We start from the raw sequence: 25,525 nt of genomic DNA, 5'->3' as shown, positions 1-25,525 counted from the left end.
CTCTTAGTACCAGCCTCATACATCAAAAACATCCCCGCCAAAAAAGACAAACAAGAAACTATTTCCTGTTGACACTATTTTGCAAGCCATTAAGATAGACAAACGTGAACATCACGACGAATAACAATAATGCTGTCGGAGACGTGTATGAATACCAGTTACACCGTATGTGGTATCTGTGAGCAGGCCTGCGGCTTAAAGGTAAGTACTGAGCAAAATCAGGTCATTAAAATAGAGCCCGATAAAGATAACGCCTTTAGCTGGCGAGATTATTGTATTAAAGGGGCCAAATCCCACCTCGCATTAACCCACCCCAAGCGTATTACCTCGCCAATGAAGCGTATAGGCGACCGGTATGTAGAAACAAGTTACGAAGAGGCCATTGCCGACATTAGCGCTCGTTTTGGCGCAATTACCGCCGAGTACGGTGCCAACGCACTGGGCAGCTATACCGGCAACCCCAATGGCTTTAATTTTGGCAGCGCCTTATTTCAAACCATGCTTCTTGATGCAATTGGCACCGAAAACCGGTTCTGGGTTGGCTCCATAGACCAAAATGCCCTTCATGTTGTGTCTGAAAACCTCTACGGTAATCCTTGGGTAGGCCTGCAAACAGATATCGATTATTGCGACTACTTTCTGCTCATAGGCACTAACCCTCAAGTGAGTGGTATGTGCTGGATCAGCTATTCACCCGACGGCTGGAAGCGGGTACTTGCGCGACAAAAAGCCGGTGCCGAAGTCGTTGTAGTCGACCCACGTACCACCGAATGTGCGGCCAAAGCTAACCAACATATCACCCCGCTGCCAGAATCTGATTGGGCACTGCTATTGGCCATGATCAAGATTATCTTCGACAATGGCTGGGATAAGACATCTAAGCCTGAAAAGCTCGATGGCTTGGGCGCCATAAAGGCTCTCGCCCAAAAAGCAGATTTAAACGATCTCAGCCTCCGCTGTGACATTTCCTTGGACACCATAAACCGTATTGCCGAACAATTTGCCAAAGCACCACGCGCTATGGCTGTTGGTCGCACCGGAGTCAGCCTGGGCCGCAACGGTGTATTGGGACTGTGGTTAGTACAAGTGTTAAACCTGATCACCAACCGAGTAGAGACCGAGGGCGGTATTTACTACTGTTCAGGCGTGCTCGATTTTCTCGACGCTGGTGACACCCTCTTTCCCAAATCAGAGGCGATCAGCCGCCTACGTGGCACCAAAAACATCGCCGGCTCCCACAGTCTTGCTGAACTTCCCGACGAGATCACCACCCCCGGAATAGGCCAAATTCGCGCGCTTATTATGAATAGCGGTAACCCCGTCGTGTCTGGCCCAGATGGCGACAAGCTTGATGCCGCGCTTGCGCAACTCGACTGCCTTGTTGTCATTGACCAATTTCAACGCGAAAGTCATCGCCATGCAGACTGGCTTATTCCCGGTGATCACTTCCTAGAGCGAAACGATATTAACCCCTTATTACAGTCACTAAGCCCTGCGCCACGCGCCCAATTTACTCGGGCTGCGGTAAACCTGCCTGACGGTATGCGCTACGAATGGGAGTTCTTACGTGATCTTGCCATGGCGATGAACGCCCCCTTTATTATGGGTAAAAAATGGCTAAACCCCATTGTTAAAGCCAGCATAAAACTGGCCAAACTTACGGGAAATAAACACCACGGATTCTCGCCACTGTGGCTATCCCGACCGCTGATTAAATCGGGAGGCATGTTCAAATGGAAGGATATCAAAAACGCAGAACATGGCTTGGGTGAGCTATCAACAAGGCCCAATTTCGGCACGCTATTCAATAAACTCACCACCGCAAACGGCAAGGTCAATCTGGCCCCGACTGCCTTTATAAACACCCTAGCGGAACGATTAACACAATCCCCGCCCGACACCAGTGAGTATCCCTTACAGCTTATTGGCCTGCGAAAAATGAAAATGATGAATTCCTGGTCTGTGGAAACCAGCATGGAAGGCATGAAGGAACGCGAACTAACGGGGGGTAGCATCGAAATTAACCGCCTCGATGGTGAACGCTTTAGCGTTAACGATGGCCAAGAGGTCACCGTAAGCTCAGCGACCAATCACCTCGTCGCAAAAGTCACTTTATCTGACAGTGTACGCCCCGGTGTTGCCGTCATGCAGCACGGCTGGGGCTATCGCACCTTTAATCCAAAAACGGGAAAAGGGACCTACAACGGCGGCGTAAACCGAAATATTTTGGTATCAAATAAAGATGTAGACCCCTTATCGCGGGTGCCAAGATTAAATGGTACGCAAGTCAAGATTGAGGCGACTAGCATCGCCTAAGTACAAAACTGATGGTTGTGATTAAAAATAAGTAGCAATAGTCTTAGCCTGCCGAATCACCTATAAAGTGTCCGCTTAAGACACCTTATGGTAAAAATGGCGCACGACCAACTTATAGTAAAGTGCTTTTGTCGTGTGTCATAGACGACTGCATAGGTAAATGAGCGGACAGTTGCCAAGGTAAATTGAAGGAAGCAATCCATCGAACGGACGGTGAGAGGAGTAATTCTACAGCCTCAACGCCTCAATCAGCCGACGCCAGCGGTCGGCTGGATTGAATTGTTAGACAATGATTTTATGTGCGATTTTCGTTTAAACGCATAGCTAAATGCGCAGCCATATATAAACATCATAATTGCAAAGAATAGAGTCATTACGGCAAACCCTTGTGCCTGCGCTGAAGAATTAGAATTCGGATTTAAGTGTATAAATAGTGATATAGCTGCCATGACTCCTGTAGCACTGGAGCCAAATACATATATTGTTTTTGGCATTTCACACAATATTTCGTTTATGTAGGACTCTACATATTTGTTATCAAAGACCCTGCCAATTGCTGAAAAGAAACCAATTACCAAAAGAATTGCGACAAAGTTAAGCCCTAGCTCTCCTAAAGTACCGTCATTTATTTTTTGCTCAGAGAATCTGACTAATTTCTCTTCAGAACTTAAAAAATTGGACGTAAAAACAGCGACAGAAAAAAATACAGCTACCTGAGATAGGAAGACTATGAACTCAGTGAAGATAAACTTGCCTATTGATTGCTTATAAAGATCTACTTTTTCCATATTTGATTAAATCCTTGCATGAAGCCTAACGCTTAACATAAGGGGATTTTAGGAGCGCTTTTGGCCAAAGGCCAGCGAATGAAATTCCCACCATGATGTTTTTTAGCTGCCATTTTTAAAAAACTCAACCATTAAGCCTGCTGCGACATTTTGATTTAAGTTAGATAAACCAGTAACAAAAACTTCGTTGAATGATTTTTTTCCTGATATAACACTTGGGACAGAATTTGTTGCATTAAGCCCTTTTTGAGTTAGAACAACAGACATGTATTGATCATTGGAAGCGACATCGCGAAGAAACCCTTCTGAAACTAACCAACTGGTTGTTTCCCAAACTATATCTTCCAACTTTTTAATGTCCATTTGCTCGACATTAAAATAGCCCGTTACTAAGTCCGCTACTTCTTACGCGGTAAATGAAGCTTCCACCGGAAACTCATTAGAACAACGGTGAAAAATCTCTAAGGCCGTAATGTTAAAAAAGTCTCTATTACTCAATTCTAACTCCTTGACTGCTAACGCCGTGTTTTGGGTCGCCAGAGCGCGAGCGAAGGCGTCCCAGCAGCGTTGCATTTTGCGCTGCGACAACAACACTTTGTTATGTGACTACAGCAACCCATAATAGTGATTTAATGCAGTAGCCAAGAGGCTACCAGCAACACCTAGCTCAATTTGCCAACTTGCATCTATCGCTTTTGACATCATGCTTTGCATCCACGACCTTACTGCAGGGCCAAACTCATTCTTTGAAGAAACCACTTGGCTTGAATCACTATTAATTGCTTCCTTTAACGAAGCAACATCACCATCTGAAACGCCGTGAGTTTTAAGTGTCTCCGAGAGACCCTCGAAATCGTTTTTTAGTAACACATTTGATATATTCGCGTTATTTTCTGAGCCAAGTACAATCGTTGCGTTATCACCGAATATTGCGTTATTAAATAGATTTGATGCATCGAAGTTGGCGGCCACTTTTTTTACTTCTTCATCAGAATTTGCCTCGGAAAATTCCGAGCTCAACTCAAGAATAAAATCTAGCAATCTCGACCGTACTTGCATGAGGATATTTGCCATTCCAGCAACTGGAATTTCAGACCAAGCCCTTTGAACCATATACCCATTTGCCAAACCTTTGCCGAGCATCCCGTTCGCCTCCATTGGGATTTGAACTTGGAGCGTATCTCCAGTGCTTGAGTTGAGAATATTTTCTATAACGGCTAAAGAATGGGTTGTTCTTCTCCTCTCCCAAGAATCCCTATACTTTTTATCAATATGGCCCATAGGAACGGGATGTGAATTTACGTCATACGCACCATTTGTCGCAGAGACCAATACTTGCGCATGAACTATCCTATAGTCGGGGAGCTGGTCTTCACCCTCATATCCGTTCAGCTCTTTATTTACCCACGCCACCAATTCCTTGTGTCCGATTTTATGCAATAGGACTTTGGTCTTGATAAGTGCTTCAGTTAAAACACCATCAGTAGAACTCAGAATTTCTATGATTTCGTCGGCTAACTTCAAATCAATTCTCCTTGAAGCTCGGCATCACATAACAGTTTTACTATGAAGACTGGGGCCTTATATCACTTTGGCTCCCTATCTCGGGGATCAAATTTAGAACGGCATCAAAAAACCCAGTTATACCAATGGCTTGAATGTATTTCTTGGAATTGGTTATCGATGTTAGCAAGACTCGCTCCCTCTATTTTTTCTGAAATCCCTTCTCCTGAGCATAAACCCATAACTCAATAAATCAACAACTTAGACTACGATCTACGGAATTAGTGAGCCCGCTTCTACTGAACATGCTCGTCGCTGGCGTGAACGGCTTGTCCTGCCGGAGAACTTGGCTTTCTGATTGCCCGCTAAGGTGACGGTTTAGCCGCTGACGAACACGTCCGCTTTGGGACGTTACAGGCCAAAATTATGGGTTGGCTCGCGGCCAAGTTATGGATAAATCGACAAGCCCTAATTATGATTTAAGGTCGGTACGCAGAACTTGCAGCCCTTTTTCGATGGTCTTCAAATGCTCACGAACACCGGCTTTACTGCGCGATATTCCCACTGCAAGAATATCCAAAACAGCCATGTGAGCAAGGCGAGATGGCAGAGGCGTATAATCTCCGGCATCAGCATCGACATCAATATACACAGCAAGATCAGCCGCCATTGCTACTGGTGAGCCGCTAGGCGCTAGCGCGACGACCGGCGCGCCATTTCGTTTAGCCAAGGCAATGGCGTCTAAGAGCGCTTTGGTTCGACCTGACTGAGAAATAACCACCACCACATCTTGCTGGCTTAATGACATGGCCGACATCGCCTGCACATGGGGGTCAGAGTAAACACTCGCTGACATTTGTAGCCGAAATAAGCTGTGTTGCGCATCTGTCGCTACCGCAGCCGAGGCACCAAAGCCGTAAAACTCAACCCGACGCGCATTACTGAGCAATTCAACAGCCTGCTCTATTGCGGCAACATCAATGCTGTCCCTTACTTTTTTGAGAGCTTCCATGGTGGAGTCAAACACTTTAAAGGTATATTGCCGAGCGGAATCTTCGTCGCCAAAGCTAAACTCTTCATATTCTGGGCTGTGGGCAATATGCTGCGCCAAGGCCACCTTAAAGTTCTGAAAGCCGTCGCAGCCAACCGCTCGGCAAAAACGGACCACCGTTGGTTCGCTAACATGCGCCTCTTGCGCTAGATCGACAATCCGCATGTGAATCACTTCTTTGCGATTCGCCAATATATAGTCCGCAACCTTGCGCTCAGAGCGCCGCATTTGCTCTCTATTGGTTTCAATTGCGCGAATTATATTTCTGGGGCTCACTTTATGGTCCGCCGACTGGTTGTTATTAATATCACCGCCGCCATTGTAACGCAGCAAGCCCCCATCCGTTGATCAGCAGAGCAATTAAAAAACATTCAGAACAACTCCCCAATATTGGGGAGGCGGCCATGAATAATACCTTTTACTATTCCTACATAGCTGCATTTGCAGCCTCAATAGAATATTCACAATTAAAATGACTCTTTGGTGATGTAAATGAAGACAAAACTACTCTATTTAAGCTCTGCCATTATTTTAAGCGCCTGTGGCGGCGGAGGCGGTAGTGGCGGCGGCTCTGGCGGCGGCAGCACCTTAACGGGTATTTTCACCGATAGCCCAGTCAGTGGCATTGCATACCAAACCGACAGCGTACAGGGCTTAACCAACGTCCTCGGTGAATTTAACTATATAGACGGCGAGTCGATCGTATTTTCTATAGGTGACCTTCAGCTTCCTAGCACTAGCGCATCACAGCAAATCACCCCAACAGAGCTCGCCCAGGGTGACAGCGATGTTCGCACAAATATTTTGCAGCTGCTGCAATCTTTAGACGCTGACAACAACCCAGACAACGGTATTGAAATCTCGCTGGAAGCTGAAAATGCCTTTAGTGGTAGCAACTTAAGCCTCAGTGACGCTGACTTTGACAGCAAAGCACAGGCGATACTCGATACTATCGGCGATGGCATTACATTGATTAGCGAAGCGCAAGCTGAGGCGCATTTCCTAGCTGCACAAGAATCACAACTTCTCGGCAGCTGGCTGTACAGTGAAGGCAACGGTAAACGCAATATACTGACGTTCATTGAAGGAAACGAATACGTCATTATTCATGAGCATACTGACGACGGTGACCAAGTCGCAGGGTCAGTCGAATATGGTACTTACACTTGGGATATTGAGACCGGTGCATTCAGCACAGACCTAATTGAGCAGTCCGATAACTCAGGCGGCCTTTACGATGAGGGAAGCTCGGTATCATCTGCAAGCTTAGCGGGCGACGAGCTAACACTCGGCTTTACTGACGATGCCGGTGAGACCGTTACCTTTTCCCGTGTTAAAAACCTCCCCGGTGCATTACAGGGTGCTTGGAAGCTCTATGAGGCGGAAAGCGACAACCTCAATATTCTGACGTTCTTGTCTGACACAGAATACGTCATTGCACACACCAATAATCTTGAAGACTACGATAATTACGACGAACCCGCACAGGCCTTATCCGGTGAATTCGGCACGTTTGCGATCAGCGGTGAAGACTATACGGCCAGCGCAAACGTTGATACTGATGGCGATGGCGGTTTATACAATAAAGACCACCTTGATGAAAATACAAATACCTTTATTGTGGAGCGATGGGGCGACCTGAGCTCTGAAGATATAGGCGAGGGCGACGAATACTCATTTACCCGCATCGGCCAGTTCACAACGACGCTCGTTGGCAATGGCGAAAACTTAGGCGATATCCTAGCCCATCGTGAAACCCGCTTTGACGAGGCAGGTTTAGTCGGCAATTGGCGGGTCACAACTACCTCACCGGCCTATAATGACGTCGAAGGTATTGAAAACTTCAGCGTTCAGCTTAACGCCGATGGCACGGGAACCGTGACCTTTGAAGAAGATGACGTTACCACTCTGGTTTGGGAGCTCAACTCAGCAGGCACTTTGACTTACACCGAAACCGACGAATTCGGTGACATCTGGTACCTCAATTTCGCACCGGTTCAAGGCACGGAAAACAGTGTTTTAATCGATAGCAAAAGCCCAGCAGACCAAGACGACTATGCCGACGTCCTCGTTGAGGCTAGCTTTACCCGCATTATCAATAAAGAGTTCATAAAATAGCACCTATTATTCAGCAATGAGCCAAACTCTGTGACCCTAGTAGGGTAGCAACAATAGCTTTGCAAAGATAAACCGCTCCATTTACGCTAGAAATCCTGTTATGCAATACAGGGTTCTAGCGTTTTTTTTCACATATTCGGCCATACCGCCATCGTTATACCCATCCAGTATCCCCCTCCAAAGCAGCGTGTATTGCCAATCTTTACGCTCACTTACCACTAATCACATTTTAGCGGTGCCAGCGCCAATGATTCCCAGTAGAATATGCCGCCATGGACGTATCTTATATTCTTGATGATCTCAATGACGCGCAGCGTGATGCTGTAACCGCCGATAGCACCGGCACGCTAGTACTAGCGGGTGCGGGTAGTGGCAAAACTCGAGTACTGGTTCACCGTATAGCGTGGAAGATTAAGGTCGAAGGCCTATCTACCTACAGCATTCTGGCGGTAACCTTTACCAATAAGGCCGCACGGGAAATGCGCGGCCGAATCGAAGCCCTGCTCGGCGGTAATTTAAACCACGGCATGTGGGTTGGCACCTTTCACGGTTTGGCCCATCGCTTGCTCAAGGCTCACGCCCGCGAAGCCGGGCTGCCCGATAACTTCCAAATACTGGACAGCGACGATCAACTTCGTCAGCTCAAGCGCATCCATCGCGAATTAGAGCTAGACGACGCCCGTTGGCCACCCCGCCAATCTCAGTATTTTATCAATGGCCATAAGGACGAAGGACGACGCTCTGCCCATATTGATGACTTTGGTGGCGATCACCACTTAAGCACCATGCTCAAGGTCTACCGTCGCTACGAAGAAGTTTGCCAGCAACAAGGTGTTATCGACTTTGCCGAGCTGCTCTTACGGGCGCTGGAGTTGTGGCGCGACAATCCTGCGATTCTCGATCATTACCAGCAACGCTTTAAGCACGTTTTAGTCGACGAGTTTCAAGATACCAATGCCGTACAATACGCATGGCTGCGCTTACTCACCAGCAAGGGCATGGCAATGACCGCTGTTGGTGACGATGACCAATCTATTTACGGCTGGCGCGGCGCCCGCATTGAAAACATCCAACAGTTTTCTAAAGACATCAATAACACCCAGATAGTACGGCTGGAGCAGAACTATCGCTCTACCGGCACTATTCTTAAAGCGGCTAACGCACTAATTGCCAATAACAGTCAAAGGCTTGGTAAGGAGTTGTGGACCAAGGGTAACGACGGCGACAAAATCGCCTTATTTGCGGCCTTTAATGAACAAGATGAAGCCCGCTTTGTCACCGATCGAATCAGTGACTTGCTCCGCGATGATTACCGTCGCAGCGATATTGGCGTACTTTATCGCAGCAATGCCCAATCTCGCGTACTGGAAGAATTCTTAATTCGCGCCGGAACGCCATATCGTATCTACGGCGGCCAACGTTTTTACGATCGCTTAGAAATTAAAAACGCGCTTGCCTACCTGCGTATCGTCGCATTACGAGATGACGACACGGCCATTGAGCGAGTTATTAACACCCCGACACGGGGTATTGGCAATCGCACAGTGGAAACACTCCGCGAGTATGCCCGCCAACACCAACTTTCTCTGTGGCGCTCCGCTATCGCCATCATTGAAAATGGCCTGTTACCGGCCCGCGCCGGTAACGCTCTGCGAAGCTTCCTGTCGCTGATAGAAGAACTTGCCGCCCAGTGCCAAGATTTAACCCTGGACGAGCAAGTTAGCCTGACCATTGATCGCTCGGGTTTAATTCCATTTCACGAAAAAGAAAAAGGTGAAAAAGCCCAAGCCCGTATCGAAAACCTGCAGGAGTTAATTACTGCTGCACGTAGCTATACCCCAGAAGACGAAGACGCCGAACCGCTCCGCGCCTTTCTCGATCAGGCCGCACTCGATGCGGGTGACCAACAAGCAGATGAGCATGAAGACAGCGTGCAATTAATGACGCTTCACTCTGCCAAAGGGCTCGAATTCCCCGCTGTTTTTATTGTGGGTACAGAAGAAAATCTCTTTCCTCACAAAATGTCGATGGAAGACCCAGAAAGGCTTGAAGAAGAACGTCGCCTAGCTTACGTTGGTATAACAAGAGCAGAGCAAAAATTATACTTAAGTTATGCTGAGTCTCGACGCTTACATGGCCAAGAAAGCTTTAACAGCCTATCTCGTTTTGTGCGTGAAATACCCAATGAGCTAATTGATGAAGTCCGTATTAACAATACGGTAACGCGACCCAGTAGTTATGCGCAAAGCACCACTAATTCACAGCAAGCAGAAGCGGCCTCTATCGGGTTTGGCTTAGGCCAGCAGGTTTTACACAGTATTTTTGGTGCTGGCACCGTTATTAGCTTTGAAGGCCAGGGCGCCAGCGCACGCGTACAGGTGAATTTCGAAGACGAAGGCAATAAATGGCTGGTACTGCAATACGCTAATTTACAGGTTTTGTAAGATAGGAATAATAACAATGAATCAGGCTAATAAAGCCAATTACACCCCGCTACTCATATTAATACTCATCGCCGCACTGGTAGCCATGAGCTGGCTGTACGTGGGTGAACGCAGCAAAGACCACAGCACCTTACAGCAGGTTCACAACACAGCAGATCGACAAGTTTTTCATTGGAAGCTTGTCACCACCTGGCCCAAAGGGTTTCCCGGTCTAGGTACTGCACCTGAGAAATTCGCCACAATGGTTAATAAAATGAGCGAAGGCCGGCTGTTAATTAAAGTGTATGGCGCTGGCGAACTCGTCCCCGCACTGGGGGTTTTTGATGCCGTATCTACCGGTAGCGCGCAAGCTGGGCACGGTGCCGCTTACTACTGGAAAGGTAAGCTACCCTCCTCGATCTTTTTTACCGCAGTACCTTTTGGCATGAATGCCCAGGAGATGAACGGCTGGTTATATCACGGCGGCGGATTAGAATTATGGCGTGAAGCTTATGCCCCTTTTAATTTAATCCCCATGGCCGGTGGTAATACCGGCGTGCAAATGGCGGGCTGGTTTAATAAAGAGATCAATTCGCTAGAAGATGTTAAAGGCCTAAAAATGCGCATTCCCGGCTCTGGTGGCGAGGTGTGGAATCGACTTGGGGGCACCTCCGTTACCCTGCCCGGCGGTGAACTTTATACCTCGCTACAAACGGGTGTAATCGACGCAACGGAATGGGTCGCGCCGTATAATGATCTCGCTTTTGGCTTTCATGAAGTCGCCAAATATTATTACTATCCAGGTTGGCACGAACCCGGCTCAACCCTAGAGCTCATCATTAACAAACAGGCATTTGAAGCCTTACCAGAAGACCTTAAAGCCATAGTCGAAACGGCAGCCCGTTACGCCAATGCAGATATGCTAGATGAGTACACCGCGCGCAACAATGCCGCCTTACGCGAGCTGGTAGATGTCCATCAAGTGGAGCTGCGCAAACTCCCCGATGATGTTATTCGGGGGCTGCATAAAGTATCTGATGAGTATTTAAAAGAGCTTGGCAATAACGACCCTATGACCAAAAAGGTGTATACAAGCTGGAAAAAGTTTATGGATGGCGCCACGGATTATCACCATATCTCAGAACAGTCGTATATAAATTCCCGAGACCTATAAGTACAGCAGCGTTAGTCAATCAAGCACGCTGGGTGTAGTCCTTGCTCACTTGCCAAAGTCGCTCTGCAGCTTGATCATCTGTGGCCCAAGGCCTGATACCCTTGGGCTTACTATTAGAAAAATATTCGCCACTGACGTTGTCGAGTGTGGGCGATGTGGCGACAAAGATCGACGTTGCCGCGCCCGCCGCAGGACTGCGAAAAAAGGGTTTCATCAACACCGCAATAACTTTTCCGATCAGTATATGTTCCTGCTGCCCTAAGCTAGTATTAACTGCACCGGGATGAACACAGTTTGCGGTAACGCCGCTACCCTCTAATTTTTTAGCCAACTGCCGTGTCCATAAAATATTGCACAACTTTGAATGGCCATACACTTTAAATGTTTTATAAGCCGTGGTGGAAAACTCAATATCATCGAACTGGACACCCTTAACAAAGGTGTAAGCTTCCGATGCCACACTGACAATACGCGCTGGCGCACTCCGCAACAAAACATCTAATAATAATTCAGTCAGTAAAAAATACGCTAAGTGGTTAACCGCAAACGTCTCCTCTATGCCATCACGACTTTGCTTTCGACGAGGGTTTACCACCCCCGCATTATTCAACAATAAGTGCAGAGGTTTACCAGTATCAATAAATTGCTGCGCCACTTTGCGGATATCAGCTAAACACCCTAAGTCTCCAAGCAATAAAGTGACAAAACACTGGGGATATTGTTGACTGATTTCCTTCAACAACGACTCACCCTTGCTCGCATTGCGACACACTACAAACAATTCGGCACCTTGCTCTGCAAGCGCCAACGCCGTTGCCCTACCAATACCACTAGTTGCGCCAGTAATTAAACAAACCTTATTAAGCATCGACATTATTATTCTCCGTTGTCGTTAGCTTTAATCTGTCTTACTTGTTAGAGCGTGTTTCTTGTTTCTACATTAACACCTTAATTAATCGACTATACGTGTGCGGCCATTGCCATCTATAGCAACAAAAACGAACTCTCCTTCTGTTACTTTAGCAGGTTCATCTTGTTGTAAACTGGTAATCCAAACCTCAACACGAACACGAATAGAGCTGCGGCCAACATCTAAAATTTCGGTATAACAGCTCACAACAGCGCCAACCCTAACGGGGGTCATAAATGCCATGGCATCCACCGCTACGGTAGCGACTCTGCCACCCGCACGACGCGAAGCAGTAATACTGCCGGCAAGGTCCATTTGCGACATTAACCAACCACCAAAAATATCACCACTAGGGTTGGTATCCGCAGGCATTGCAACTGTTTGTAATGCAAGTAAACCTGTTGGTTTTGGCGTGTCGTCGATATCACGCATAATACATAATCTCTTTATAGAATTTATTAAAAGTGCACAGTTAACGTGTGCGCAGATGTATTGTCAATGTCTCTCTTACTTTATTGACCGCGAACAAAAGCCGGCAACCACGTTGCCAGCGAAGGCCAACATGCCAGCAACGCCAACATGAGCAATTGCAGTGCAATATACGGCGCCACGCCGCGATATATTTCTGCCGTTGTGACCGATGGCGGTGCAACTCCACGCAAATAAAATAGCGAAAAACCAAATGGTGGCGTTAAAAATGAGGTCTGTAAATTTAGCGCAATCATAATACCCAGCCATATGGGGTCTACGCCCATCGCCAACAATATTGGACCGACAATCGGCACGACAACAAACGTAATTTCTATAAAATCGAGTATAAAACCCAGCAGAAAGATGACTATCATCACAATAAACGTGGCCGTGATAACACCACCCGGAAGTTCAGCAAAAAATTCTTGAATTAGGTCGTCACCGCCAAACCCACGAAACACCAAAGAAAAAACCGCCGCGCCCACCAAAATCATAAATACCATGCAGGTGACTTTAAGTGTTTCCCTAGCAACCTCCCCCATTCGGCCAACACCGAGTTGGCCTTTAATTGCCGCCATCACTGCCGCACCTAAAGCACCCACTCCCGCCGCTTCAGTTGGCGTTGCCGCCCCCACCAAAATAGAACCTAGCACAGTAAGAATTAATGCAACCGGTGGTAGTAAACCTTTTAATATTGACGCCATTGATGGCGCTTCAAGGTCCGTCGCTGGCGGCGCTCTCTCCGGCTGAGCAAAAGCGACAAAGGCCATATAAAGCAGATACAGGCACACCAGCATTAAACCCGGAACTAGCGCACCAATGAAGAGGTCACCCACCGATAAAGTCTTGGGGCTAAATACGCCTAAATCTAACTGAGCCTGCTGATAAGCACTCGATAAGGTGTCACCCAAGAGCACCAGAGCAATTGACGGTGGAATTATCTGCCCAAGCGTACCCGTTGCACAGATTGTCCCGGTAGCTACACTCGGGTCATAACCTCGCTTAAGCATGGTGGGCAATGACATTAAGCCCATGGTGACGACAGTAGCCCCAACAATCCCCGTGCTTGCCGCAAGTAACATCCCCACCAATATAACTGAAAAACCTAAGCCCCCTCGTCTTCGCCCAAAAAGGGCCGCCATATTGCCCAGCAATTCTTCAGCAATTCGACTCTTTTCCAGCAGCACGCCCATGAGTACAAATAATGGCACCGCAACCAAGGTAACGTTGGTAATCGTGCCGTATAAGCGGCTAGGTAACGCTGACAAGAAAGAAGCATCAAAGTGGCCAAGGCTAATACCAATCCCAGCAAAAAGCATGGCGGTGCCAGCCAAGCTAAATGCCACCGGATAACCCAGCATTAACACCACACAAATCATGACGAACATCAGTAAGGGCAGCAGCTCAATTAGCACCTTGTTCAGCCTCCGTGCCCATCAGTACTATCAAATTACGCAGTATTTCTGCTACACCTTGTAAGCCAAGATTAACGGCCATCAACGGCAGTAGTGATTTCAATGCATAAACAAATGGCAGGCCCCCTGGCTCTACCGAGGTTTCACGTATCAACCAAGCATTTACAGTGAAATCCCAGCTAGTAATTAAGATAAGCCCACAGAGGGGTAACAAAAATACAATGCTACCAATACTATCTATCCATGCTTTATTACGTACTGAAAAACGGCTATAAAAAATATCTACCCGCACATGACCACCGTGCTTTAAAGTATAAGCGGCGCCCAGCATAAAAACCGTGCCATGTAAGTAACTCACTGATTCTTGTAGCGCGGTCATGCCCTGATCAAAGCCGTAACGCATAATGACCACTGCGGCAGTGCCAAGCATCATTAGCGGAATTAACCAAGCCAAAAGGCGTCCAAACCGCTCAGTAAAACTATCTATCAAACAAACACACTGCTTCACTATTTATGGTTATCCCTAAATTTAGCTGCATATTATAGCTATTCTGTGGGCTCAGATGCCAAGGAGACATCATGCGGTTTATTATTATCGCCTTTCTCAGTTTTACCTGCACCGTGCAGGCAGATATCGTCGCCCACTATAAGATTGGCAAAGAAACCCTCACTTTAAGCTATCGTGACGACCAACATATTCGCGTCGATCGCGGCCAGCTCGGTTATTCGATTATTAACGGCGATCAAGCCATTATTGTTCTCAATCAAGGTGGTGGCCGTATTGTCATGAACGTAGACGATATTGGTCGAATGATCAATGACTTACAAGGCTCACAAGCCCCTGCCATACCCCACCCCAGCACAGTAAGCCTGATCCTCACCAATAAATTCAGTGACGTGGCGGGCATAAAGGGTCGAGTTTACACCGCCAGTGATGCCCGCTCTACATTCCTCGCTGTTCTCACCGACAACCCCAGTGTTAAAGAAGCAAGTAAGGGGCTTCGCCTGTTCTTTCGGCGCTTTGCCGGCGCCATGAAAAATGAACGGGGCGAACGCTTACTCAGCCTCGAAAAATCCTTTCAAGATCTTGCTGATAGCGGCGTACTCCAGATAGAGGGCGGTTTGAAATTACTGAGTATTAACAAACGAGCGCAACCCGACGCTTTTTATACTCCGCCACCGCTAGGCATTCAATTTCCCAATTAACCGTCATACGCTAAGGCATCGTTATCGTGCGGTAAGCCACTAAAATCGGTATCATAAGCCACCAACGATCCCTAGTAATGAATACAGTAGAGCTATGACAGACAACGCACCTTTTGCCGACCAAGAAACCCTTTTAGAATTATACGCCGGCACCCATCCAGTTAATAATCAGCCCATTTTTGAAAAAGTGCTGGCCACGCCACTAAAGAATGAGGGCGATTATCGTCTGCTAAAATCACCTTTATTTGTCCGTGGCATTGCAGCCTTAGACAGCATAAACCTAAGCTCAGATTCCCGTGGCCGCTTTATTGTCGTCGAACGCAGTGGCAACTTATGTATTCGGGTCTTTTTTCGCGAGCCAAATGAATCACTAGAAATGCAGCTGACAGCAGAAATTGAAAAACTGGGAGGGTGCCTAGATGTAAAAACCGAGCGCGCCTTGGTCTACAGCATTCATTTTGGCGTAAGTTTTAGCGCCATAGAGCAGTTATTAAGCAAATGGATTAATGGCGAATCAGCAAGTTGGATCTACGGTAATGTCTATGACCCGGAAAGCGGTGAACCACTAAATTGGTGGCAATCGCTACTTCAAGCTTAATATCCGTCCCCAACTATTTTGCCACGCTTGTGGCCTAAACAAGGCAGGTTATGTTACTCCTTATCTCACCCGCAAAAACACTGGATTTTGAAACACCCTCACACACTGAAAAATTTACTCAGGGTGATTTCCTAGGGCGCTCGCAAACACTTATTTCGCAACTACAAGCGCTTAGCCCTGACGATATTTCCAATCTCATGAAAATAAGCCCCAAACTGGGCGAATTAAACCACCAACGCTTTATGAATTGGTCCCAGCCCTTTACTAAAAAGAACTCCAAAGCAGCGGTTCTGGCTTTTCGTGGAGACGTTTACACCGGCCTTAATGCTGATAGCTTTAATGATGACGATTTTGCCTTTGCCCAACAGCACTTGCGGATTTTATCTGGCCTATATGGCTTGCTACGTCCATTAGACTTAATCCAGGCTTACCGTCTAGAAATGGGTACTCGATTTGCCAACAAAGACGGCAAGAATTTATACGAATTTTGGGACACAAGCATTACCAAGGCACTTAACAAGCAATTGAGCCAAATACATTCTCAAGTTGTCATTAACCTCGCCTCTAATGAGTATTTTAGCGCGGTTAAAACCAAGGCGCTTAACGCCGATATTATTACCCCAATATTTAAAGATTATAAAAATGACAAATATAAAATAATCAGTTTTTATGCAAAAAAAGCCCGAGGCTTAATGGCCGCGTATATTATCCAGAACCGGATCACTGAAGTTGAACAACTGAAAGCCTTTGACCGTGAAGGCTATTATTATAGCGCTGAGCAATCCACTGCCCGTGAATGGGTGTTTTTACGGGATGCGCCGGTTTAGCAAACGAAAGTTTTCCGTAACCTTACAATCTAATCCGCCACGATCAGTCAGCCTAAACCCCTAACTGATCGTTCTTTACTTGATTAAACACACTGAAATCTTCAGCTTTGCACTTTCCCTCCGAGCATGGCAAGCTCACCGATATTCTATTTCTGTGATTTTTTCCATGCCCCTGTCTTTGATAACAAAATCATATCATTTAGCCGCGCTAGCATTATTGAGCTCACTCATCTCTTTTTCCCATGCCAGCGACCCAGTTATTGTTCCCGAAGCGGCGAGTGGCTTTAAGCAATCTGCGATTCTGCATGCCAAATCAGCTATGGCGGTAACCGCCAACCCCCACGCCAGCGCTGCCGCTGAAAAGATTTTGCGCGCCGGTGGCTCAGCCATTGACGCAGGTATCGCGGCGCAACTTGTACTGGGTTTAGTCGAGCCACAATCGTCAGGAATTGGCGGCGGTGCCTTTATGCTTTACTGGGATGCAAAACATAAACACCTGAGTAGTTGGGACGGCAGAGAAACTGCACCTCAAACCGTTGATGAACACTATTTTTTACAAGACAACGGCAAGCCAATGCGCTTCTTTGACGCCGTTATCGGCGGTCATTCTGTTGGCGTGCCAGGTGTACTCGCCATGTTAGAAGCCGCACACAATAAGTTCGGTAAATTGCCCTGGGCAGATTTATTTACGCCGGCAATTTCCCTTGCTAATGAGGGCTTCACAATTTCCCCTCGTCTATACACATTGCTAGTTCGCATGCCTAAAGTCGCCGTTAATCCTGCAATTAGTGCTTATTTCTTTTCCCCTGACGGCCAGCCAAAAGCCATTGGAACGGTGCTAAAAAATCCTGCTTACGCGGCTGCCTTACAGAGCATCGCGTCTCAAGGCGCTGAGACCTTCTATCGGGGAGATATTGCAAAACACATCGTAAAGGCCGTGAAGTCCGACAAAAACCGCAGCGGTGCACTTAGCTTTTCAGATTTGGCGAACTATCAAGCCAAACAAAGACAGCCTGTGTGCTCATCGTTTCTTGAGTATACCGTCTGCGGTGCACCGCCACCCTCCTCTGGGGGTACTACCGTTATCGCGATTTTAAAATTATTAGAAGCGACCAAGGAAAATCATCCTCTGCGCACAGAGGCAGATTTTGTGCACACATTTATTGAAGCTTCACGCCTAGCGTTTGCAGATCGGAATACCTACATTGCCGACCCTGACTTTGTTGATGTACCCACTCAGGGGCTTGTTGAAACAAGCTATTTACGCCAAAGGGCAGGTCTTATTGACCACAAGAAGCGCACTCAATCCTTTGCCGCTGGCAGCCCACCTGACTCGCCCAAGCGTAAAACCAGTACTTCACCAGAACTTCCTTCCACTAGCCATTTCAGTATTGTTGACGCCAATGGCAATGTACTCAGCATGACCAGCAGCATAGAAACTGCTTTCGGCTCACGGGTTTTTGTTGATGGCTTTTTACTGAACAATCAGCTCACCGACTTTTCTTTTATTCCCAGCAATGCTGACGGCAGTAAAATCGCAAACCGTATTCAAGCGGGTAAACGACCACGCTCGTCTATGTCTCCTATTATTGTTTTTAAAAATGATCAGCCACTGCTCGCGATTGGCTCTCCCGGTGGAGCCAGAATTATCGATTATGTCGCCGGCAGCGTGTATCGCATTCTTGCCGACAGCGAAAATATTGCGTCGGCTATCAGTGCTGGCCACGTTATTGCCATGGGTAATACCACAGAATTAGAATCAGGCCGATTTGAGCCAGAAATAAAAGCCCAGTTAACTCAGCGTGGCCATCACTTTACCGAGCGAGATCAAACCAGTGGACTTCATGGGATATTAATTAAAAACCAAGCCTTAGAAGGCGCCGCAGACCCTCGCCGAGAAGGTCAGGCTAATGGATATTAAGGCCTATTACGCATTCACTGCTGTCATTCCCGTCAAAACTTGGCGGGGATTTATAACCGAGTAAGGGCAGCTACTTTTCATCGCTGACAGCTTTTACAAAATACCGTGGTTCGCTGAGCTATTTTCATTTCCTTAAGGGATTTACGGCAAATAGGGCAAGCCTCTCCACCCCGCCCATACACTTGCAGCTCTTGCTTAAAATAGCCCGGCTTTCCATCCCCGCCAACAAAGTCCTTTAGGGTTGTCCCCCCTTGCGTAATCGCTTGTGCTAACACTTTTTTTACTGCATCAACCAAGCGAATATAACGAGCAAGACTGACACTGCCCGCTTCTCGTGTTGGTAAAATGCCCGCCATAAATAGGGCTTCATTTGCATAAATATTGCCAACCCCAACCACAACATGGGCATCCATTATAAAACTCTTGATGGGCACTTTGCGTTTTCGCGACCGCTTGAATAAGTAGTCCGCATTAAAGACATCATCCAAGGGCTCGGGGCCCAACGCCGCGAACAACTTATGGGTTGATACATCGTCACCATCAATCCAAATAACTGCACCAAAACGACGGGGGTCGGTATAGCGTAATATCTGCCCATTATCTAACTCCCAATCTAAGTGGTCATGCTTAGCAACGGGTGTATCGGCACTGACAAAGTACAAACGACCTGACATGCCGAGATGAATCACCAAATACCCTTTAAGCAGGCGCACTAGAACGTATTTTGCACGTCGCTCAATATTAAGTACCTCTTGCCCCACCAAGTAATGACTCAAATTAGGGTCGACCGGCCAGCGTAAGCGATGATCTCGTATGGTCACACTACGGAAACGGCGCTTCACTAAGTGTGGGGCTATTCCACGTTTTACTGTCTCGACTTCAGGTAATTCAGGCACGGTGATCTCTATCAGGCAATGTTCTTGGTAGAATTGTATCTCAGCGCAAGACGTATGCAGAGTAGCTATTTAATAAAGGATATTGGGCACACCAGCTGCCCGCAACCAAACTACAGTGAGCGAAAGCGCTCTCCCTTCAACAAAGCCCCGCAAAATCCGCTCTCATGCCCAGAAACTTAGCCTTGCTAGGCTCTGTAAAGCGCCCAATAAACACTGCCATTTCTTAGCGAGCACAAGGTGTTGTTAAAATGTAGCCGCAATACCTGATCAAGCCGGTGACAAATAACACCGTGATAGCGACAATAGCACTAGATCCTTATACGAGTTTGTCATGTCTCTTTCAGCTCCCCTTGCTTATCTCGGTGTAGATACCGGCGGCACCTTTACCGATTTTGTGTTATTCAGAGATCAGGAAATACGCTGTTTCAAGTGCCCGTCCACGCCTGCCAACCCCGAACTCGCCATTTTGACCGGCATTGCGGAACTTGGCTTAGTAGACTTAATTACCGATGGCGGCCTTGTGGTAGTACATGGCTCAACCGTCGCAACTAACGCTGCACTAGAAGGGAAGGGCGCAAAAACCGTCTTTATTACCAATCGTGGCTTTGCTGATATGTTAACTATCGGTCGCCAAACTAGAGACTCACTTTACGACTTAAGCCCTCCCGCCAAAATTACTCCGGTACCACCGACACTGTGCCTAGAAGTTGGTGGTCGCATAGCCGCTGATGGCAGCATGATTGAACCATTAACGGCTGAAGACTTAAGTAATCTCAATCATTCTCTGAGCGTACTAAAACCCGAGTCGGTAGCGATAAACTTGTTATTTTCTTTTCTCGATCCCAGCGTTGAAGAAACTATCGCTAAACACCTATCCGACGATCTTTTTATCTCGCGTTCATCATTAGTTTTACCTGAGTACAAAGAGTATGAGCGAGGAATGGCAACCTGGTTAAATGCTTGGCTTGGCCCTAAAGTCTCACGTTATTTAAAGAATTTACAGGTGTCCTTAAAATCTACACCCATATCGGTTATGCAATCTTCCGGTGGCACTACCAATGCCGATAATGCCTCGCAGCGCGCCGTTAATTTATTGCTGTCCGGCCCTGCAGGGGGCTTAGCCGCGGCCAAGCACCTTAGCCAAACCTTGCAACGCCCTAAGCTGATGACCTTTGATATGGGAGGAACCTCTAGCGATGTTGCCTTAATCAATGGCGACATCAAGCTCACCAGCGAGGGCAAGATAGGGCCATACCCCGTGGCTGTGCCGATGGTAGATATGCATACTATTGGCGCTGGGGGCGGTTCCATTGCCTACTTAGACGATGGTGGTATGTTGCGCGTTGGCCCTGAATCGGCCGGCGCTGCCCCCGGTCCTGCCTGCTATAGCAAGGGAGGAACCCAAGCTACCGTCACCGATGCCAATGTGGTCCTAGGGCGACTTCCAGCCAGCACCCGTCTTGGTGGTGCTATGCAGCTCGACACCAACGCTGCTCGCAAGGCCATTGGCGAGCTAGCCACCACCTTAGGTATTAGTATTGAACACACTGCAGAAGGAATTATTGATATTGCCAATGAGCACATGGTCCGCGCTTTACGGGTAATTTCAGTACAGCGTGGCCACGACCCTGAAGATTTTAGTCTTTGCTGTTTTGGCGGCGCAGGAGGTCTCCATATATGTGCGCTGGCCGACATCTTACATTGCCCTGAAATAATTGTGCCTAATTACGCTGGGGTATTCTCTGCATTAGGCATGCTGTTAGCACCTAGGGAACGGCAACTTTCTCGTACGATAAATATCGGCTTAAAACAAACAGATACCAAAAAGTTACACCAAGCCTTAAGCGAACTCGCAGAGACAGGCCGACAAGAATTACTCGACGAGGGGGTTCATTTAAGCCAAATTAGCGCTCATTCCAGCGTAGACCTTTGTTATATAGGCCAATCCTACACCCTTAATATTAACTGGCAAGACGACCTAACAGCGCTTGAATACGCATTCCACCGCGCCCACCGTGAACGCTACGGCCACGAGCTCGCATTACCCGTACAACTTGTTAATATCCGCCAAGCCTTACGAGCAGATACCCTCTCTATTACGCTTCCAAAGGTCAAGCAAGGCCCCGCCGCACAAGCAAAGGGGATAGAAACTGTCATCGTCGCTACCGACGCCGGTCTAACTGAAAAATACCAAGTGCCTCACTATGAACGCGCGCAACTCACTATTAACCAAATAGTTACCGGACCCGCCTTAATTAGTGATACCGTCGCAACGTTATGGCTAACAAAAACATGGCAAGCTCAAGTTGACCAACAAGGTCATTTATTACTACGCAAAAAGTAAAGAACGTAGTGCGCATTGCGGCTATTCCGAACATGACAAGTGTGGATGATTACCGTTAAGGTAGGATTTTCGTTATATCGAAAGAGATTATAAAATATGGCGGACACGCCTTTAAATAAAGAAGCTCACAACCCTTTGTTCGATCGCGGCATGACCCACGATGGACTAGCCTTAATTCGTGACCGCTTCTTAACACTTAATCGCGAGCGCTTAATCCGCACACGAACAGCACTACTACCCAGGCAACAAATATTTTTAGACTTACTGCCGCTGCTAATCCATATAAACCACCCTATTTTACCTGGCTATAACAGCCTAAGTGTGCCGTGCGGAATTGATGGCTACCAACCCGATACCCTGACGCTAAATCGAGTACGCCAGAATATTGCACGCAGTCTAGACTACCAACCCGAAGAACAGGCGCCGCCACAAATCCATAGTGTTTTCCTTATGGGTTCCTGTGGCACGGTAGCCCAAGCTGAAAATTCAGATCTAGATGTTTGGCTTTGTCACAATGCCAACATCGATGAAGCAGATCTAAAAATGCTTTATCACAAAGCGGGTGCAATTTCTGAGTGGGCAAAAGGCTTGGGCTTAGATATTCATTTTTTCCTTATGAACAACGATCAATTTCGGCGCGGCCAACGCGATGATCTCAGTGCCGAATCGGCCGGTACCAGCCAACATTTTTTATTGCTTGACGAGTTCTATCGTAGCGCTTTGCTTGTTGCTGGACGCTATCCAATATGGTGGTTGGTGCCGCCAGAGGAAGAAGTAAACTACCAAGAATACACCGCCCTCTTGCACGCACAAGGCTTTGTCGGCCCCAATGAGTCTATCGATTTTGGCGGTGTTTCTGATATCCCCGCAGGTGAATTTATTGGCGCTGGAGTATGGCAGTTATATAAGGCAATAAGCTCTCCTTACAAAGCCGTATTAAAACTGCTACTGACAGAGGCCTATGCCAGAGACTTCCCCAAAGTGCTACCGCTCAGCGTGAGCCTTAAGCAAGCTATTTATCATGGGAATACCAACCCAGACACCTTAGACCCCTACGTTATGGTCTATCACCGCTTGGCCGAATACTTAAACGAGCGTCAAGAGTTTGATCGCTTAGAGCTGATACGTCGTGCCTTCTATTTTAAGGTGGGTATTCGTCTATCACAGCTAAGCAATAGCAACCCAACATGGCGTCAGCAACTTTTACAAACCTTAATCAAACAGTGGCAATGGCAACCAGAACAATTATTGAACATGGATACTCGCAGCCGCTGGAAACTTCGGCGAGTCCGCGAGGAGCACCGCTTTCTTGTTGCCGAGCTAACCAATAGTTACCGTTTTTTACAAGATTTTGCCCAACGCAGTAAACGACCGGCTCTGATCAAGTCTCAGGAAATGACATTGCTGGGTCGCAAACTCTATGCCGCATTTGAGCGCAAACCTTATAAAATAGAATGTCTTAACCCCGGCATTGCACCTGACCTAACGGAAGAACAATTGTTTTTCCATGCTTCCGGCTTTGGCAGCCAACGACGTTGGGCGGTGAGCACCAGTGCCCGCCACGACTTTGAAACAGATGCTATATTGCAAGAACACGACCATCTTAGCGGTCTGCTTTGCTGGTGTTTTTGTAATGGGCTTATTAACGAATACACTCGCCTTCGCCTAAACGGGCGACAAGACGGTGTAACCGAAACTGACTTACGACGCTTAGCTAAGCATTTAAGCCAGTACCTTCCCCGCCATCCATACGCTGCAAACCCTGATAAGCACGAAGCATTCAACCGACCAAAAGTACCTGAAACACTAATCTTTTATATTAACTTAGGGCAATATGCCCAAAATGCCTTGGGTGCTGCCGGCCTAAGCAGCCAGAACACCAACTACCCTATCAATCAGATCGAAATGATAGGTATTAATAGCTGGGGCGAGGTATCTTCGATTGCGTTCAATGGTCCAGACACTTTATTAAGTGCCTTTAGAACGTATCAACAACTTATGGTTGCGGCATCAAGGGCAAGCCTGCCACCCACTATCCATGCACTGTATTTTAACGATCCCGATGACAAATTACGCAATCGCACTCGGCACCTTCCACGACTGCTATTTCGTGCTTTTTACACCAAACCTGCCAATAATCGCTTACTGATAAAACTAAGCAGTGGCTTCCATATTTTGCAAACGCAAAATGACGAACTGCAAAGTATACACGCCAAGAACTATCCTACTTTTATTCAATGCTTGGGGCGCGGCCAAACAGAATACAGCCCCATTATTATGGATCGCTACTGTGCACCCAACACCGCGCTCGCCAGTATTATTCGTATTGCCAAGAAGCCCGACTGCTATGTGTTTTTTCACATCAGAGGCAAAAGTGCGGATATATTTGTACGCGACGAACGTGGCTCATTACATTTCAGCACCACCGCATTCACCACAACCGAAGCTCTTATTGTGCCGCTATTAGCTTTTTTGTATGAATGCCAAAAAGAACAACAAAGTAACCATCAATTACACGTTTTTGAATTACACCAGAAAAATGACAAGTGGCAAGGAGAAGCAAGACCTGAATTTACCGAAGCCAACAGAGGTAGCCAATATCCCGCTCCAGTCACTGGCCTTGAGTTAGAAGCCATTGCCCAAAATCAAGAAACAGGGCGTCTAGTATTTGATATGCGATGTAACGATCAGCTGTTTCGCTACGCACAAGCAGGACAAGAATTATTTAATGAGCTAGCCGAACAACTACAATTACTGAGTGATAAACCCGAATACTACCGGCTTAATAAAATAAACCTCAGTATCATGCCCCCTCAGCAAACCTGCGTTTATATGCGTTACAAACAACATATAGAAGAAATACTAAATACCTCGGTGTTAGCTTGCTAAAGCCTAACACAGCTTTTACCGCCCAAATACTTAATCAATGACCAGTACCTCGCCAATTTGATCACGGCTAATGGTCTCTAACATCGTTTTTAGCGTTTGTTCAGTACGTCCGCAATACCACTCATTATTTTGCCAGGTGTAATGGAATCCGCCAGAGCGTGCGGCTAACCACAGTTCTTTAGTCGCTGTTTGCCGACTAAAAATTAATACACTCCCATCGGGGCATTGCAAGGTAAGTACCCCACCGCTAATTTCACAATCAACATCTGCATCCAAATCGTCAATTGCGTCTTCAATGACGGTAAACAACTCATCGACATTGTCGTTAAATTCGACCTCATTCATTTTTTGTGTCCGGTTCTTGGCTTGCGATAAAAATTGTCGCCCCAGTATACTAAGCCTAGAGCCAATCTGCAGTAGAAGCACAGCCATTGGGCTAAAGCCTTCTAGCTAGGTATAATGCGCGACTTAGTTAATTTTGAGGCAATGTTATGGTCGCTATTCGCACTTCTGCTTTGTGCTGTGCTCTATTATTAAGCGCATGCGGTCAAACTGGCCCTCTGGTATTACCCAGTGAGAATACTAGCGCGGCGGACCAAACCCAGCCCAGTGCAAACACTACCACGCCCAATGTAAATACCAACAATACAGCAACCACACGGCCTGCAGAGTAGT

Annotated in this window: 21 protein-coding genes; 11 read left to right on the top strand and 10 right to left on the bottom strand. The window is 47.1% G+C overall.

From position 1 onward, the window contains the following. The first annotated feature begins 147 nt into the window (after positions 1–147). Positions 148–2,316 carry a molybdopterin-containing oxidoreductase family protein gene (locus tag AELLOGFF_RS17410; RefSeq protein WP_159270278.1) on the top strand — a complete coding sequence of 723 codons (2,169 nt, stop codon included), beginning with the start codon at positions 148–150 and terminating at the stop codon, positions 2,314–2,316. A gap of 248 nt (positions 2,317–2,564) precedes the next feature. Here the strand turns inward: AELLOGFF_RS17410 and AELLOGFF_RS17405 are convergent, their stop codons facing one another. The 4 genes from AELLOGFF_RS17405 to AELLOGFF_RS17390 all read right to left on the bottom strand — a co-directional run bounded on the left by AELLOGFF_RS17405 (position 2,565) and on the right by AELLOGFF_RS17390 (position 5,991). Continuing rightward, the gene (locus AELLOGFF_RS17405; RefSeq protein ID WP_159270277.1) at positions 2,565–3,104 is read right to left on the bottom strand and encodes a hypothetical protein; all 540 of its coding nucleotides are present in this window, start codon (positions 3,102–3,104) and stop codon (positions 2,565–2,567) included. A 102-nt stretch (positions 3,105–3,206) separates the two neighbouring features. Next, positions 3,207–3,467, bottom strand: coding sequence for a hypothetical protein (locus AELLOGFF_RS17400; protein WP_159270276.1), 261 nt, complete (start codon positions 3,465–3,467; stop codon positions 3,207–3,209). 243 nt (positions 3,468–3,710) lie between these two features. Beyond that, entirely contained in the window at positions 3,711–4,628 is a 918-nt protein-coding gene (locus AELLOGFF_RS17395; RefSeq protein WP_159270275.1) for a response regulator receiver protein, read from the bottom strand. A 451-nt stretch (positions 4,629–5,079) separates the two neighbouring features. Further along, positions 5,080–5,991, bottom strand: coding sequence for an SIS domain-containing protein (locus AELLOGFF_RS17390; protein ID WP_327785494.1), 912 nt, complete (start codon positions 5,989–5,991; stop codon positions 5,080–5,082). Between the two features lie 159 nt (positions 5,992–6,150). On the opposite strand from AELLOGFF_RS17390, the gene AELLOGFF_RS17385 reads away from it, so the two are divergent. From AELLOGFF_RS17385 to AELLOGFF_RS17375, 3 genes are all read left to right on the top strand, one after another. Beyond that, positions 6,151–7,776 (top strand): hypothetical protein, encoded by a 1,626-nt coding sequence (locus AELLOGFF_RS17385; RefSeq protein WP_159270274.1) that lies wholly within the window; start codon positions 6,151–6,153, stop codon positions 7,774–7,776. A gap of 272 nt (positions 7,777–8,048) precedes the next feature. Beyond that, on the top strand, positions 8,049–10,220 hold the full coding sequence (gene uvrD, locus AELLOGFF_RS17380) for a DNA helicase II (protein ID WP_159270273.1): 2,172 nt from the start codon (positions 8,049–8,051) through the stop codon (positions 10,218–10,220). 16 nt (positions 10,221–10,236) lie between these two features. Then, on the top strand, positions 10,237–11,373 hold the full coding sequence (locus tag AELLOGFF_RS17375) for a TRAP transporter substrate-binding protein (RefSeq protein WP_159270272.1): 1,137 nt from the start codon (positions 10,237–10,239) through the stop codon (positions 11,371–11,373). 19 nt (positions 11,374–11,392) lie between these two features. Here the strand turns inward: AELLOGFF_RS17375 and AELLOGFF_RS17370 are convergent, their stop codons facing one another. The 4 genes from AELLOGFF_RS17370 to AELLOGFF_RS17355 all read right to left on the bottom strand — a co-directional run bounded on the left by AELLOGFF_RS17370 (position 11,393) and on the right by AELLOGFF_RS17355 (position 14,677). Continuing rightward, positions 11,393–12,247, bottom strand: a complete 855-nt coding sequence (locus AELLOGFF_RS17370; RefSeq protein ID WP_159270271.1) for an SDR family oxidoreductase — start codon at positions 12,245–12,247, stop codon at positions 11,393–11,395. Between the two features lie 78 nt (positions 12,248–12,325). Next, on the bottom strand, positions 12,326–12,715 hold the full coding sequence (locus AELLOGFF_RS17365) for an acyl-CoA thioesterase (protein ID WP_159270270.1): 390 nt from the start codon (positions 12,713–12,715) through the stop codon (positions 12,326–12,328). An 80-nt stretch (positions 12,716–12,795) separates the two neighbouring features. Further along, positions 12,796–14,142 (bottom strand): TRAP transporter large permease, encoded by a 1,347-nt coding sequence (locus tag AELLOGFF_RS17360; protein ID WP_159270349.1) that lies wholly within the window; start codon positions 14,140–14,142, stop codon positions 12,796–12,798. Positions 14,143–14,158: 16 nt separating this feature from the next. Beyond that, positions 14,159–14,677, bottom strand: a complete 519-nt coding sequence (locus tag AELLOGFF_RS17355; protein WP_159270269.1) for a TRAP transporter small permease subunit — start codon at positions 14,675–14,677, stop codon at positions 14,159–14,161. A 71-nt stretch (positions 14,678–14,748) separates the two neighbouring features. Between AELLOGFF_RS17355 and AELLOGFF_RS17350 the strand changes: the two genes are divergently transcribed. The 4 genes from AELLOGFF_RS17350 (at position 14,749) to ggt (ending at position 18,721) form a co-directional block, all read left to right on the top strand. Beyond that, complete coding sequence (locus AELLOGFF_RS17350) at positions 14,749–15,375, top strand: hypothetical protein (protein WP_159270268.1); 627 nt, start codon at positions 14,749–14,751, stop codon at positions 15,373–15,375. 94 nt (positions 15,376–15,469) lie between these two features. Beyond that, positions 15,470–15,973: a DUF4265 domain-containing protein gene (locus AELLOGFF_RS17345; RefSeq protein WP_159270267.1), complete on the top strand. Its 504-nt coding sequence runs from the start codon at positions 15,470–15,472 to the stop codon at positions 15,971–15,973. A gap of 50 nt (positions 15,974–16,023) precedes the next feature. Continuing rightward, positions 16,024–16,800: a peroxide stress protein YaaA gene (gene yaaA / locus AELLOGFF_RS17340; RefSeq protein ID WP_159270266.1), complete on the top strand. Its 777-nt coding sequence runs from the start codon at positions 16,024–16,026 to the stop codon at positions 16,798–16,800. Between the two features lie 166 nt (positions 16,801–16,966). Next, a complete protein-coding gene (ggt, locus tag AELLOGFF_RS17335) occupies positions 16,967–18,721 on the top strand; it encodes a gamma-glutamyltransferase (RefSeq protein ID WP_159270265.1) in 1,755 nt (584 codons plus the stop codon). Between the two features lie 77 nt (positions 18,722–18,798). Here the strand turns inward: ggt and mutM are convergent, their stop codons facing one another. Further along, entirely contained in the window at positions 18,799–19,617 is an 819-nt protein-coding gene (mutM, locus tag AELLOGFF_RS17330; RefSeq protein WP_159270264.1) for a bifunctional DNA-formamidopyrimidine glycosylase/DNA-(apurinic or apyrimidinic site) lyase, read from the bottom strand. Between the two features lie 331 nt (positions 19,618–19,948). Between mutM and AELLOGFF_RS17325 the strand changes: the two genes are divergently transcribed. Next, positions 19,949–21,961 (top strand): hydantoinase/oxoprolinase family protein, encoded by a 2,013-nt coding sequence (locus AELLOGFF_RS17325; protein ID WP_159270263.1) that lies wholly within the window; start codon positions 19,949–19,951, stop codon positions 21,959–21,961. A gap of 96 nt (positions 21,962–22,057) precedes the next feature. Continuing rightward, positions 22,058–24,850 carry a class I adenylate cyclase gene (locus tag AELLOGFF_RS17320; RefSeq protein ID WP_159270262.1) on the top strand — a complete coding sequence of 931 codons (2,793 nt, stop codon included), beginning with the start codon at positions 22,058–22,060 and terminating at the stop codon, positions 24,848–24,850. A gap of 30 nt (positions 24,851–24,880) precedes the next feature. Here the strand turns inward: AELLOGFF_RS17320 and cyaY are convergent, their stop codons facing one another. Beyond that, entirely contained in the window at positions 24,881–25,195 is a 315-nt protein-coding gene (gene cyaY / locus AELLOGFF_RS17315; protein WP_159270261.1) for an iron donor protein CyaY, read from the bottom strand. 146 nt (positions 25,196–25,341) lie between these two features. Between cyaY and lptM the strand changes: the two genes are divergently transcribed. Continuing rightward, on the top strand, positions 25,342–25,524 hold the full coding sequence (gene lptM, locus AELLOGFF_RS18250) for an LPS translocon maturation chaperone LptM (protein ID WP_419183929.1): 183 nt from the start codon (positions 25,342–25,344) through the stop codon (positions 25,522–25,524). The last annotated feature ends 1 nt before the right edge of the window (position 25,525 follow it).

It is taken from the genome of Zhongshania aliphaticivorans (assembly GCF_902705875.1).
Taxonomy (GTDB): Bacteria; Pseudomonadota; Gammaproteobacteria; order Pseudomonadales; family Spongiibacteraceae; genus Spongiibacter; species Spongiibacter aliphaticivorans_A.
Note: the sequence above shows the minus strand (reverse complement) of the source record. Positions and strands in the feature narration are given on the sequence as shown.

Bases quoted from the DNA above. Each gene is read 5' to 3' on its own strand.
- AELLOGFF_RS17410 (WP_159270278.1), top strand. From the start codon at position 148: ATGAATACCAGTTACACCGTATGTGGTATCTGTGAGCAGGCCTGCGGC.
- AELLOGFF_RS17405 (WP_159270277.1), bottom strand. From the start codon at position 3,104: ATGGAAAAAGTAGATCTTTATAAGCAATCAATAGGCAAGTTTATCTTC.
- AELLOGFF_RS17400 (WP_159270276.1), bottom strand. From the start codon at position 3,467: ATGGACATTAAAAAGTTGGAAGATATAGTTTGGGAAACAACCAGTTGG.
- AELLOGFF_RS17385 (WP_159270274.1), top strand. From the start codon at position 6,151: ATGAAGACAAAACTACTCTATTTAAGCTCTGCCATTATTTTAAGCGCC.
- uvrD (WP_159270273.1), top strand. From the start codon at position 8,049: ATGGACGTATCTTATATTCTTGATGATCTCAATGACGCGCAGCGTGAT.
- AELLOGFF_RS17375 (WP_159270272.1), top strand. From the start codon at position 10,237: ATGAATCAGGCTAATAAAGCCAATTACACCCCGCTACTCATATTAATA.
- AELLOGFF_RS17370 (WP_159270271.1), bottom strand. From the start codon at position 12,247: ATGTCGATGCTTAATAAGGTTTGTTTAATTACTGGCGCAACTAGTGGT.
- AELLOGFF_RS17365 (WP_159270270.1), bottom strand. From the start codon at position 12,715: ATGCGTGATATCGACGACACGCCAAAACCAACAGGTTTACTTGCATTA.
- AELLOGFF_RS17360 (WP_159270349.1), bottom strand. From the start codon at position 14,142: ATGTTCGTCATGATTTGTGTGGTGTTAATGCTGGGTTATCCGGTGGCA.
- AELLOGFF_RS17350 (WP_159270268.1), top strand. From the start codon at position 14,749: ATGCGGTTTATTATTATCGCCTTTCTCAGTTTTACCTGCACCGTGCAG.
- AELLOGFF_RS17345 (WP_159270267.1), top strand. From the start codon at position 15,470: ATGACAGACAACGCACCTTTTGCCGACCAAGAAACCCTTTTAGAATTA.
- yaaA (WP_159270266.1), top strand. From the start codon at position 16,024: ATGTTACTCCTTATCTCACCCGCAAAAACACTGGATTTTGAAACACCC.
- ggt (WP_159270265.1), top strand. From the start codon at position 16,967: ATGCCCCTGTCTTTGATAACAAAATCATATCATTTAGCCGCGCTAGCA.
- AELLOGFF_RS17325 (WP_159270263.1), top strand. From the start codon at position 19,949: ATGTCTCTTTCAGCTCCCCTTGCTTATCTCGGTGTAGATACCGGCGGC.
- AELLOGFF_RS17320 (WP_159270262.1), top strand. From the start codon at position 22,058: ATGGCGGACACGCCTTTAAATAAAGAAGCTCACAACCCTTTGTTCGAT.
- cyaY (WP_159270261.1), bottom strand. From the start codon at position 25,195: ATGAATGAGGTCGAATTTAACGACAATGTCGATGAGTTGTTTACCGTC.
- lptM (WP_419183929.1), top strand. From the start codon at position 25,342: ATGGTCGCTATTCGCACTTCTGCTTTGTGCTGTGCTCTATTATTAAGC.